General features: G+C 64.8%; 9 protein-coding genes. 1 reads left to right on the top strand and 8 read right to left on the bottom strand.

All coding sequences use genetic code 11. The annotated features are described in order from the left end of the window. Positions 1-391: 391 nt before the first annotated feature. The 8 genes from LH076_RS12820 to LH076_RS12785 form a co-directional block, all read right to left on the bottom strand. Positions 392-3,478 carry a DUF4020 domain-containing protein gene (locus LH076_RS12820; protein ID WP_227781126.1) on the bottom strand — a complete coding sequence of 1,029 codons (3,087 nt, stop codon included), beginning with the start codon at positions 3,476-3,478 and terminating at the stop codon, positions 392-394. Next, a complete protein-coding gene (locus LH076_RS12815; protein ID WP_227781125.1) occupies positions 3,468-3,893 on the bottom strand; it encodes a hypothetical protein in 426 nt (141 codons plus the stop codon). Before LH076_RS12815 ends, LH076_RS12820 begins: the two co-directional genes overlap by 11 nt. A 3-nt stretch (positions 3,894-3,896) precedes the next feature. Next, entirely contained in the window at positions 3,897-7,247 is a 3,351-nt protein-coding gene (locus LH076_RS12810; RefSeq protein WP_227781124.1) for a DEAD/DEAH box helicase family protein, read from the bottom strand. A gap of 9 nt (positions 7,248-7,256) precedes the next feature. Beyond that, the gene (locus LH076_RS12805) at positions 7,257-8,336 is read right to left on the bottom strand and encodes a hypothetical protein (RefSeq protein WP_227781123.1); all 1,080 of its coding nucleotides are present in this window, start codon (positions 8,334-8,336) and stop codon (positions 7,257-7,259) included. Positions 8,337-8,339: 3 nt separating this feature from the next. Further along, positions 8,340-9,470 (bottom strand): restriction endonuclease subunit S, encoded by a 1,131-nt coding sequence (locus LH076_RS12800; RefSeq protein ID WP_227781122.1) that lies wholly within the window; start codon positions 9,468-9,470, stop codon positions 8,340-8,342. After that, positions 9,470-10,921, bottom strand: coding sequence for a type I restriction-modification system subunit M (locus LH076_RS12795; RefSeq protein WP_227781121.1), 1,452 nt, complete (start codon positions 10,919-10,921; stop codon positions 9,470-9,472). Before LH076_RS12795 ends, LH076_RS12800 begins: the two co-directional genes overlap by 1 nt. A 132-nt stretch (positions 10,922-11,053) precedes the next feature. Further along, positions 11,054-11,314 (bottom strand): hypothetical protein, encoded by a 261-nt coding sequence (locus LH076_RS12790; RefSeq protein WP_227781120.1) that lies wholly within the window; start codon positions 11,312-11,314, stop codon positions 11,054-11,056. 196 nt (positions 11,315-11,510) lie between these two features. Continuing rightward, positions 11,511-12,245, bottom strand: coding sequence for a hypothetical protein (locus LH076_RS12785; RefSeq protein ID WP_227783662.1), 735 nt, complete (start codon positions 12,243-12,245; stop codon positions 11,511-11,513). Between LH076_RS12785 and LH076_RS12780 the strand changes: the two genes are divergently transcribed. After that, on the top strand, positions 12,217-12,462 hold the full coding sequence (locus tag LH076_RS12780; RefSeq protein WP_415753131.1) for a DUF255 domain-containing protein: 246 nt from the start codon (positions 12,217-12,219) through the stop codon (positions 12,460-12,462). The two genes, LH076_RS12785 and LH076_RS12780, sit on opposite strands and share 29 nt — an antisense overlap. Positions 12,463-12,672 lie beyond the last annotated feature (210 nt).

Raw genomic sequence — 12,672 nt, 5'->3', positions numbered from 1 at the left:
GACGAACAGCATCGCGAGACCGCTGCCCTCGGCGAGGTAGTAGTCATCAGACCGGGAGCGGTCGCCTCGACGTAGTGCGCGCGGCCGCGGCGGCGCCGCGGTAGACCTTCATGCCGCCGTGCATTGAAACCGCCTCCATCAACAACCGTCGACAACCACATATCAGCAGGTCAGCGTGCATTTTCGGCGCGCTGGGTTACTACTTTCGTAGCATGCGCGCCGACTCTAGGGGCGAGTGAAGAGGGCGATCTGGATGGCGGATCAGAGAGCCGCTAATGATCATGAATGGGTGCGGAGGGCCGGGACGGCGGCAGAAGCGCAGAATGTTGGTGAGCTGCGGGATGCAGGCGTCGGGTTCCATGGGCGGGTCTGTCCCGACCGTAGAGGGTTCCTACCAGTCGGCCGCGTCCGTGGCGCCCAAGCGCATGGCTTCATTGATCAGCGCCGTGAGGTCCGGTGCGGGGTTCCCTTCACGCAGTTTGGGAACGATCTCCCGGAGGTAGTGCCCGATGGCCCACTGCGGCCCGTTGGTGTTCTTCAGGAGATGAGTCAGAAGGCGAGCCCAGTCGCTTGCTTCTGCCGCAAGATCCAAGTCCTGGAGGCAGTAGAGGAATCCGCCGTGGTCGTCGACGCCCGCCTCGGATCCCAGGACAAGGTCGATTGCCTGGTTCCGCACGCCGGGCAGCCCGACGACCCAGCCGGCCGTCGCAGATGCCTCGGCGCGTGTGAATGGCAGCGGAACAGACTGATTGCGACCGGACCAGTAGGCACGCATCCATCGATCCCACTGAGCGGGTGCCTCGCCAGGTTCAAGTTGCGCCAGGGCGCGCCCGACTTCCTGAGCCCAGGAGACTCGTAGATCCTCTGACGCGTCGACCACGAAGCGTGTCAACCACGTCGCCGGTTCAACCGGGGCAAACATCGCGATCGATGTCAGATGGACCGCTAACTGACGGCGGATGTTGTCGGGCAGCTCCTCGGCGTGCGTCGTGGTCGCCACATAGGCGTCGAGCAGTCCTGCTTTGAGCAGCCCGTCGTTCCAACGCCCCCATGTCAGGAAGCCTTGCCATGCGCCTCTCGACTCCACCTCATTCGTCCAATCGAACAGTGGAAGAAGTCGGTCCTCGCACCACTCACGGTCGGCGCCAAAGAAGAAGTGCAGCTGGGAGGCCAGGAACGTGCGTGCCAGGAGCCCGTTACGATCGACGTCCGACACCAGTCGATCGATCTCGGTGGCGACTGACTCAGGAAGACCTTCCCAGGTCGACTCGTTCTCGGTCCATTCCCACTGGACGACCTTCGTCCAGAACTCGGCAAGGTCCCCTGCGGGGTGATTGATCGCCTCCATAACGATGTCTGCCCCGCTGACGATTGCTCCGTCCACAACGCCCGTGGGCCAGAGATTGGATGCCAGCGTCCGAGCTGGCTCATGCTGGTGCCAGGCAGTGGGGTGTTCGGGGTCTCCACCATTCGAGAGCATCGACGATGCGGGTCGGCGGATCTCATCGTGATCCCAACCGGAGACGATCGCGAGGACTTGCTCGATCTGAGCCGCATCAAGCGCGGCATCATCCCAGCCGTAGATGAGAGACGCCCTGATGTCCCTGTCACCGTCCTGTAGCGCGGCTGCGACCCGCGCCCCATCCTGGGGGTACATCGAAACGCATGCTTGAAGGGAGCGGAGTGCGCCGGTCCGAGTCGGACCGCTGAGTGCGTGTGTTTCAGTCTCGAACGCGCGAAGGCTGGCCAGCGCCGCAGCCGGGTCTTCGCAGACCATCTCGTGGAACTCTGTTGCGGAGAACGGAGGTGCATCTTCGACCACGCCGGAGGTCGCATAGCGGTTCAGATCTGGATGCTCTCTCTGGCCGTATTCGGGGTGGGCAGCCTGCGCCTGCTCAAAGGCGGACGCTGCCATCCGGAGTTCAGGTGCGGAGGACGCGAGCCAACCGAGCAGGTTGTAACTCCGGTACGGCGAGTGCTCATCGTCATTCCCCGGAGGGCCGGCGATAGCGGCTTCAATGAGCCTCCGAGTTACATCGGCGCTTGCGCCCGGGAGGGCATCTCGGATCAGTTGAAAGACTTCGTGCTGGAGCAGCAGATCCCAGAGCAGGTCCTTCGTGAATAACCAGTCCAGCTTGGCATCTGGGCCAACGTCGCTCCGCACTCGCCAGCCGTGGACGGCGAGGCGTCGGAGGATCGTGCAGGGTGAGGAGCTCCAGACCTCCAGATACCCCTCGCCAGTGGGAACGGATTGGGAGAGAGCTGCTTCGATCGAGTCGCGCGCCGCATCGATGAGGACGTCGATGGGGTCGCGATGGGCGTCTTGCTCGTGGGGTTCGATGGCTGACCGCGAGAACGAGATTGGATCAAAGGAACCTTCAGGATCCAGTCCGCGCAGGCTTCGGTAGACCCGCGAGATCTGCTCTGTTGTCAGGCTGAGGAATTGGGCGAAGTGCTGGTCGACTACCGGTAGAAAGATCTTCGTCCAGTTGTCGGTGAGCCAATGCTCGTCGCCGCAGAGATCTACCTCAAAGCGCGGCTGGTCGGACGATCCGCCAAGGTCAAAGGCTCGCTTCAGATGTGGACGGGTCCGATCCTCGAACACCATGAGGGCGAGATCGAAGTTCGTGGACCAGTCCTTGTCGACAAGCATCATGTCGAGGAGGTCATGCTCGCGGGTCGGGGCGTTCTGAAGAACAAGCTGAAGCCATGGATTGAGCCACTTCGGGAACGTGCCGCTGAAAGAGAAGATCGCCTGCGTGATGGCGTACCAGGTGTCGGATGGCCAGGGCCTATCCCTGAAGGCGCGCAGTGCCATCCCGGAGCCTTCCTCCGTGAGGATGTACCGGTCGGCGATCCACCACATGAGCGTGCGAGAAGTCGGCTCGCCGGCCGCGTCCTGCGAGAACAGGGCCAGGAAAGCAGGGCGGGCTTCCATCCAAGCGAACCACCGCTGGCTGCGGTCCGCGTCATCAAACTTCGCCTTCTCCGCGAAGTACCTGACCCACTCCGGGTGGGCGAGCGCAGCCTCGACGTACGAGACTTCTTCAGGGATGGTGGGCGGTGCCGCAGAAAGGAGACCTGCAAGTCGTGCCCAATGCTCGACTTGCCCCATTGACGCCAAGGCTCGCCACCGCTCGAGCGACGCTGGCAAGGCGGCGTAGTTCCCTGCATCATTCGGATACGAGATCGGTTTCAGCCCGAGGCGGCGCCACTCTGCGTTTTGCTCATCATCGGTGAGTACGTATCGATGCTGATCCGGGCCGAGGGAACGAGCCAAGTACTGCATCACGACGTCGCCATGGCTATAGCCGATGAAGACGACCGTGAATTTCGAGAACATCCTCTCGAGGAACCTGGCTGCCCACGCCTCCCGGAGGTAGGCGCGGCCGAAGTCGGTGTCCGTAACAACCAGCCAGCGGCTCGGTTGTGACAACGACCCGTGGAGGTGCACCACACCCTCGAAGTCATCTCCCACGGGTAAGGCAGGAGCTTCGTAAACGTCGCAGGGAAGCCGCGGTCGCGGACGAGGTGAGGTGCCGGTCGTAATTGGTGGTCACTATCCGCGGACTCGGATACGCAAGTGCAAGTCCCATGATCGCCTGGTGAAGGGCGTTCGGCTGCGATCCAGGCAGGTCAATTGCATTCGCCACCAGCTGATGCACGTCGTTACCGTTGTCTTGAAGCTGGCCCAGAAAGACATCGGGGTGGCGGACTTCATCGTCCGTCGGTTCGCGCCCGACGAGTGCGCCAATGTTGCGCACCAGTTGCACGAAGTCCGGCAGGTCGGCTGGATGTGCGCGCGACGCACCAGCTCCCACGAAGAGAACAAGCGTGCCTGCCTCTGCAGCGTCGAGTACGGCCTGAGGTACATCGATGTCACCGATCCACATACGTCAGGCCACGTCGCTCGGCACAGCAGTCTGCTTGATGTGCTGGAGGGTGTCGACGATGACCTCGACATCGACATCAGGGAAGAAGTAGTCGGGGCCTGTCGGGGCATGATCCGTGTACGGCGACTCGAAGAGACGAGCCGGCTCCATGACGCCGTTCCTGGTGAGCTCGTCCACGATGAGATTGACGAAGCGGATCTGGTCGGCGGAGAACCGGGTGCCGTCCAGATAGTTTTCGAATGCCTCCACGGCAGCCGGGCGGTCGAGTCCGACCAGGCTGCGTACGAAGATGCCAAGACCGCCGCCAGACTCGGTCGCCCAGGCGATGTCGACCTGCTGACCGCCCGAGGCGACGAGCATCTGCTCCAGCTCCGTCAGATCCTCGGGCGTGAGCTGCTTGTTCCGGCGCAGGCGCTGGAGGGCGAGATTGTCGAGGTGCTCGCGCAAGTACGCCTCGGCCTTGGCCCGGAAGCGCTCGAAGTTCGTGCCGGGCGTGACGCGGGGGAGCACGACCTCCACGCCTTCGCCGATGGTGTCCTCGAAGTCGGTGTAGATCGGGTTGCGGGGCGTCTTCTCGATGAACCGCGCGAGGCCGCGGATGCGCAGCCGCGCGAGCTCCAGCATCGGGAGCGTGACGTCGATCCACCACTCGTCTCCGGCCACCGACTCCAACAGGACGGCCTGCTCGGCGACGCTCGGGATGGTGGTCTTGCCGAGCAGCGCAGCGGCGATGCGCTGCACAGTCTCGCGCAGCCGTTCGGCCAGGACGGCGTCGCCGTCGAGTTGGGCAAGCTGGCGGCGCAGGATGAGCAGGTCGAAGCGTTTTGCGTCCTCGTCGTCGTCACGGACGGACGACGGGAGACCAGCGAGCGTGAGCAGCCCCTCGGAGTCCTCCGGCACGATGCTGCTCCAGGCCTCCGCCGACGCATACTTCTCGACCATTCGGCGGTGCGGGCGGACCACGAAGTTGTCCAGGTTCATGCCGGCGACGACCTCGTGCAGGGTCTCCTTCGTGGACGACCGGAGCTCAGGCTCGGCGTCGCCGAGGGCGATGACGAGCCCAAGCCGCGCCTCGAAGAGCCGCTGGGACAGTGACTTCTGGGTCTGCCCCTGCGAACCGGGCAGGTCCTGGCTGAAGTATTCGAGGTTGCCGCAGAAGTCGAAGACGAGGAAGTCCTCCTTGTCCTCGCCGGGGCCGAACAGGTCCGGACACAGGCGCGTGCCGCGGCCGATCATCTGCCAGAACTTCGACTTGGAGCGCACCATCTTGAAGAACACGAGGTTCACGACCTCGGGTACGTCGATTCCGGTGTCGAGCATGTCGACGCTGATGGCGATGTGAGGCGCTTTGTCCTTGATCGAGAAGTCGTCGATCAGGGACTGGGCGTACGGGGTGCCGTGGGTGATGACGCGGGCGAAGTGGCCAGCGAGCTCGGGGTAGGCGAGGTTGAACCGCTTCTCGATGAACTCCGCGTGCTTCTGGCTCTTGGCGAAGATGATCGTCTTGCCCAGCCGGTCCCCGCCGGCGACCTTGTAGCCCTGCATCATCAGGGTTTCGAGGACCTTGTCGACCGTGTCCTCGTTGAATAGGAACCGGTTGAGCTCCTCGGCGCCGACCTCGTCCGGCGGACCGTCCTCACCCCAGTCCAGCGCATCCCACTGGTCCTTCTCCTCCTCGGTCAGGTCGTCGTACTTGATGCCCGAACGAAGGAACTGAGTGCCCACGCTGATGCCCTTGGGCGGTACGAGATAGCCCGCATCGACGGCCTCGTCGAGCGAGTAGTTGTCGGTGGGGACGCCGTCCTCGAGATGGAACAGCCGGTAGGTGTTGTGGTCGACCTCGTCCTTCGGCGTCGCGGTCAAGCCGACGAGCATGGCGTCGAAGTAGTCGAAGATCGCACCGTACTTGGCGTAGACCGAGCGGTGTGCCTCGTCGATGACGATCAGGTCGAAGTAGCCGGGACCGAACCGCCGCAGGCCGCCGTCGACCTCGTTGATCAGGTTCATCATCGTCGGGTACGTCGACACGTAGACGCGGCCCTCGCCGGCCTTCTCAGTCACCAGATTCACGGTCGTAGAGCCGGGCAGATGCTCCTTGAACGCGTTGGCGGCCTGGTTGACCAAGGCGGTGCGGTCCGCGACGAAGAGCACTCGCTTGGCCCAGTTCGCCTTCTGCAGCAGGTCGACGAGCGCGATGGTGGTGCGGGTCTTGCCCGACCCTGTCGCCATCACCAGCAGCGCCGCGCGCTGCTTGCGGTCGAACGCGTCGCCGACCGCCTTGATCGCACGCACCTGATAGGGCCGACCGGCGATGTCGGTGTTCACCGGAGCACTCGACAGAGCCTGCTTGGTCCGGCGGCGCTGGATCAGCAGCTCCAGCTCGTCGTGGGTGTAGAAGCCCTGGGTCTCTCGGGGCGGGTAGCCACCGGCGTCGTCCCAGATCCGGTGCTCGTAACCGTTGGTGTAGAAGATCACCGGACGACGGCCGAACTGCTTCTCCAGACAGTCGGCGTACAGATTGGCCTGCTGCTGGCCCACCTCCGGTGACTTCGCGGTGCGCTTTGCCTCCACCACGGCCAGCGGCAGGCCGTCTGCGCCCCACAGGACGTAGTCGACGAATCCCTTGCCCTCGGCGTTGGGCATGCCCGCAACCTCGTACTCGCGATCGCGCTCTTCAGAGAGCTCCCAACCGGCCTCGTGGAGCAGAACGTCGATGAACAGGTCCCGGGCGGCAGCCTCGTCGTAGTCGCGGGTGTCCGGCGCGGCAGCAGCTTGAGCCGCGGCAATCTGCGCCTTCAACTCCGCGATCTCGGCCTCGTGGGCAGCGAGACGCTCGTCCTTCTCGGCCAACTCTCGGGCGTGGGCCTCGTCCTGCTCCTTGAACTTCGCGGCCAGCCGCGCAACCTCCTCGCGCGACAGCGGAGCGGCCTTGTCGGCGAGGGCTGGGTCGAACTGGTCCTGCAGCGGCACCACGTCGGGGGACGGTGAGTGATGATACGACGTCCACACCACGACGTTGAACAGCTCGCGCAGCACCGCGAGCGACACATCTGGCCGGATCTGGCGGTTCTCGTGCACCGCGGTGTTAGCGATCCGGCGAATCGCGGTCAGCTTCTGCGCGATGCCCTGCGGCACCTTCGCCTTGAACGCGGGGTCACCGATCTTGGCGGCAAGATCATCGCGGTACGGAGTCCGTAGCGACAGGACGTCGTAGAGGTAGCCGACCAGCTCCTCCACGACGCGACGGCTGTAGAAGCATGCGGAGCGCGGATCCGACGACAGATACGACTCAGCCCGGGCGCAGTCGTCATGGAGTGACGGCAGCGTCTGGCGGACGAAGTCGAAGTTCCCCATCGCAGTTGTCTACTCGCCCTCGTCGACGTTGAAATGGTCGGCCAGTCGGCCGAGGGTGAACTCCTGGCGCAGCTTGCAGGCGCTGTGCTGGCTCGCGAACATGCCCTTCTCCCAGAAGCCAGCGTCGAGAGGACGGGCGTCGATCCACTCGACGGGCACGACCCACTCGGCGTTGTCGTCTGGAGTCGCCGGATCGTCAGGGTAGGTGCCTTGCAACGCTTGGGCGCTTAGCGGCCCCCAGTTGCCGCCGATGCGGACCTGGGCGTCCTCGAAACGTGCCGCCGGCGCCAGGACTCGTCCGACCGCCACGTAACGCATCGGCGGCACGTTGACCCAGACGCGAGCGGCCTTCGGGAGGGCCCGCATGTCCTGCGACCACATCTTTCCGCCGCCACCAGAGATGAAGCCATGCTGGCGGGCGTCCTCCCACACGCGGTCGCCGCCACCGAAGGAGATGTACCAGTCCTTCCCGTTCCACGCTGCGCGCTTGCTCTTCTTGCTTCCCGTGGTTGCCTGCGGGGTCTCGTCGTCCGATGCCGTGAGCCAGGAGCGGGCAAGGTACCGACGCCCGTCGTCCTCGAGATAGGAGAAGAAGACCGCGTTGACCGGGACCCCGAAATCACGCAAGTAGTTGACGATGCGCTCCGAGCTGGCATCGAGCTCGGCAGCCACGATGGTGAGGCTGAGATGTCCGTTGAGCTCGTCGGGCGGAGCGCTGCCGAAGACATCCTCGAACGCGGCTTCGAACGGCTGGTCGAGGTGCTTCGTTGCGATGTCGATGATGTCGTCCCGGGACAAGGTCGAGGCCCACGAACCGTAGTCGAGCACTTGGGCAACGACCTCTCGCGGAGTCTTGTCGCGCTTGAGCTCCAGCAGATTGAGATTGCCCTCGGCATCGATCGCGAGCAGGTCGAGCCGTGGTCCGTACGGCGTGATCACCTCGCTGCCGATAACCAACAGGCGGTCGCCGAGCAGGGAGGGGTCGCGCTTGAGGAACTCGTGCAGGTCCTTCTCGGCAGGGAGCACTGACGTCGCCAGCGGCTTCGGCTCGTCGCCGTCGATCCGCCACATCCTCATCTCAACGGGCATCGGTCACAGCTCCCCTCGGAAGGCGTGGGACTCGAGAGAGGCAAAGAGTTCGTCGTCGGACTCGGCTGCGCGACGGACCGCGCGGACTTGTTCGCCAACACGAGCGACTCGCGTCGCGAAAGCATCTTGAAGATCCAGCGGCGGCACAGGGACCATTACGCCAGCGAGGGTCTTCTGGTTCACCTTGTAGGTGCCATTCGTGGTTCGAGCAACTGCCTCGATCTGCGCGCGAACCTCGCGGCGCTTCCATGCGGCTTCGAGAAACGGCAGTCTCACCATCGCCGTGTCGACGGTCCCCGCGATCACGGTGTCAGGAAAGACCAGGTCGGGACGGTTCTCCTTGGAGTAGGTGCCAACCCCAACAAGCGCCTTATTACCGTTGCCACGGCACATGAGGAAGTCGCGGTCAGTGATCCGCTTGTCGGCGGGCGGCTCAACGGCAAATACTCCAGCCTTCACGGACGACGGATCGAAGGGCCCCTGCGTGACGGCAGACAAGGTCAGAACCTGAGCCTGGTGTGTTCCAGCGGTCGCCGGTGATAAGCCGTTGCGCATGTCTGGCATGAGCGCTCCCGCGCGTTCCAACGGAAACGCACCTTCCGAGAACATCTCTGCGAAGACCGACTGCGTCAGCGAGTCGAGGTGGGCGAGGACTTGGCGGCGCTTGGCGCGGAGGGCGTCAGCGTGGTCGAGGATCGCGGCGATGCGGCGCTGCTCGGGGAGGGGTGGGAGCCTCAGGGTGAGGCTGCCGATCATCTCCCTCGTGATCACGCCCTGGGCTGCGCCTTGGCTGCCTCCTCGGAGGCGGGCCACCGTTGTCGATAGGAACCGGTAGAGGAACTCGGGGTCGATGCTGTCCTTGCGCGGGCGGACTGCTGCGACCGAGCGGCCGATCGCGCAGTCGGCGCCTTGGTTGACTTTGCCTGCGGTGGCGCCAACGACACACACGAGTGTGTCGTCGTGCTGCGCCATCCTGAGCGGCTTGGTCGTCCACTCGCGAATGACGGGACGTCGATCTTGAAACTCGCCGGCCTTCACGAACGGTGTGCCAACTCCATCCCTCTTGCACGCGTTCCCTGGCGGCGCCTGTCCCATGACGATTTCGACGACGTCGGCCAGGGCGGTGGCCGTCATCAGAGCATTGCCTTCAACTCGGCGAGATCCTTGGCGATCTCGTCCTCAAGCACCTCGATGTCGGCGATGATGTCGAGCGGCGCGCGGTGCTCGATCTCGTCGTGGACGATCTCCTTGTAGCGGTTCAGCGACAGGTCGTAGCCCTGGGCGACGATGTCGGCCTTGGGGACGAGGAAGGACTGCTCGGTGCGGGCACGGTCGTTCTCGGCTTCGAGTGACTTCCAGCGGGCAAGCACGTCCGGCAGGTCGTTGGTCTCGACCGGGTTTCGCTTGTCATCCAGGGAGAACCCATCGGCACGGACGTCGTAGAACCAGACGTTGTCGGTGCCGCCGGAGTTGGTCTTGGTGAAGAACAGGATCGCAGTGGAGACGCCGGCATACGGCCGGAAGACGCCGGACGGCAGCTTCACCACGGCGTCGAGCTTCTGGTGCTCGACGAAAGTCTTGCGCAGAGCCTTGTGCGCCGTGCTGGATCCGAACAGGACACCATCGGGGACGATGACGGCGGCGCGGCCACCGGGCTTGAGTAGCTTCAGGAAGAGCGCGAGGAAGAGCAGCTCGGTCTTCTTGGTCTTGACGGTCCGCTGCAGGTCTTTGGCGGTCGACTCGTAGTCGAGCGATCCGGCAAAGGGCGGGTTGGCGAGGATGAGCGTGTACTTGTCGGCGTCGCCGGCGGCTCCCTCCGAGAGGGAGTCGCGGTAGCGGATGTCGGGTGACTCGATGCCGTGCAGCAACATGTTCATGCTGCCGATGCGGAGCATCGTGGAGTCGAAGTCATAGCCGTGGAACATCGAGGCGTGGAAGTGCTTGCGCTGCGCCGAGTCGAGCAGCGCTTCGGCGTGGTTGTCGCGGACGTACTCGCTGGCGGCGACGAGGAAGCCGGCGGTGCCGCACGCCGGGTCGCAGATCTCATCGGAGGGCTGTGGCGCGGTCATCTTGACCATTAGCTCGATGATGTGGCGCGGAGTGCGGAACTGGCCGTTGACCCCAGCGGAGGCGATCTTGGAGAGCAGGTACTCGTACAGGTCACCGTTGGTGTCTCGGTCGGCCATCGGGATGTCGTCGAGCATGTCGACGACCTTCGACAGCAGCGCCGGGGTTGGGATCGTGAATCGAGCGTCCCTCATGTGCTCGCTATAGGTCGTGCCGTCACCCATGCTCCGCAGGAACGGGAAGACCTCGTCCGCGATGGTGTTGTGCATGACCTCCGGGGAGGCGTTCTTGAACTGGCTCCAGCGCAGATGTGCCTGGCCCGGCAGGAACACGGGGTTCTCGACGTCGGCCTTGGTGATGCGCGCCTTCTTCTCGGCCAGCGTCTGGATGTCGTCGAGGCGGCGGATGAAGAGCAGGTAGGTGATCTGCTCGATGACCTCGAGAGGGTTGCTGATGCCGCCCGACCAGAAGGCGTCCCAGACGCGGTCGATCTTGCTCTTCAGCTCACCCGTGATCACTGACGGAACTTTACTGACGGAGTCGGCCGCTGACCGGGACATTGCTGGACTTCCTTCCGCTGTCCCGGCGCCTCCGGAACAGCGGGGCAGATTCGCAGACGCCGCCGACACTTCACCGTTGGGCCAGCTTGTTCACCGAGTCCCGCAGGGGTCTTCGCCGGCGCGGACATAGTGGTTCAAGACAGTGGTGAGCTTGTCGCCGAGGTACTGGGCGACGACCTCCCAGGGCTCGCCGAGCTCCTCGTGGAACCACTTGGTCGCGGCGTGCTGGCGGAGGTTGCGGTAAACGATCGTCCTTGGCCAGGCGTTGTCGGGATCGTGCTCGTCTACCCAGCGGCGGACGCGGTGCCAGCGCTCGTTGTGCATCTCCGGCTTCACGGGCAGGCCGGTCACGGTGTCGACGAAGAGCCACTGCTCGTCCTCGGGCGCGCCGGCATAGATCCACCAGGTCAGGTTCGAATCGCCGGAGCGCTGGGCCAGCCGCGCCCGCCGCCGGCGTTCCTACTCCTGGGCGTTGAGCACCTGCTGCATCGACGCCGTCGGCGGCAGGGCGAGAGCTCCTTCACCCGCGGCAGCAGTTCGTCGTGCATCAGGGAGCGGGGGAGGGGAACTCGTGGATGACGTGGTTCTTCACGGGGCCGCGGAAACCGGGGGCATGCCTCGGCGTGGTCCACGAGCCGTTGACGTGCACGTACCCGCGGTCGAAGAAGACGTCGATCGCGCGGAGGCCGTTCTGTTCGCTGAGTCGGAGGCCACCGAAGCCGGCGACGCGGATCTTCGTGCCGAAGAGCGGGAGGCGGGTCATCAGCGGGTCGGTGCCGTCCGGCCCGCAGAGCGAATCGGCGCCGGCCGCCATCGCCCGGACCTGACGGGTCTCCGGGCGCAGGCGCGGGTCGACGTAGTGCGCTGTCGCGCCATGCAGCACGGTCGAGCGACCGATCTCCAGACCGTCGAGCGGATCGATCGACCGGTCGAGCCAGTCCAGGCGCCAGGCGAGCTTGCGCATTGCGGCCATCGCCCCGCGCTGGTCCTCCTTGCCACGAGCCGAATGGAGCGTCTTCGACGCCTTCTCCATCACCTTGCGGCTGTGCTCGATCCGCCACTTCGCGACCTGGACGTCGCCGATGGTCGGGATGATGTGGGCGTTGAGCCGCGACTCACGACCCTGGATGGTCCGGACCGCCTTGCCGCGCTTTCGGCCGTGCTCGAGGTAGGCACCGCCGGGTGCGCCCCCGGCCCCAGATGCGCAGGCCTCAGGTCTGAGGGGGTCTGGCCCGGCGTGCCATGGTGGGAGGGTGCCGCCCAACCGCTTAGCGTCAGCCACCTCGCCGTACCTCCTCCAGCACGCCGACAACCCGGTCGACTGGTGGGAGTGGTCACCCGAGGCGTTCGAGGAGGCACGCCGACGGGACGTGCCGGTCCTGCTGAGCGTCGGGTACGCCGCCTGTCACTGGTGCCAAGACGGCTCAAGCTCGACGGTTGTTAGCGGTCGTCGACGTTTCCACAGGTCAGCCCGCATTTTCTCGGCCGTTGCTTGTTAGCAAGGTTCGCCGTTTGACGCCGATTTCGGGGCAATATGCATCAGAGTTTGCATCGGTGGGCGCGCTCTGTGGCGGTCGATCCGGGATCGGATCCCGTGCGCCGGCGGTCGCGTGCAGCGCCGACCGGGAGGTCTTCAGCCTACCGCTTGGAACCTGATCTGGACCGACCGAGATCGAGGTCAGGGCCCCCGCTGGCCCTTGGTGCGCTGA

The sequence above is a fragment of the Nocardioides sp. Kera G14 genome, assembly GCF_020715565.1.
Taxonomy (GTDB): Bacteria; Actinomycetota; Actinomycetes; order Propionibacteriales; family Nocardioidaceae; genus Nocardioides.
This window is presented reverse-complemented; position numbering and strand designations above follow the sequence as displayed.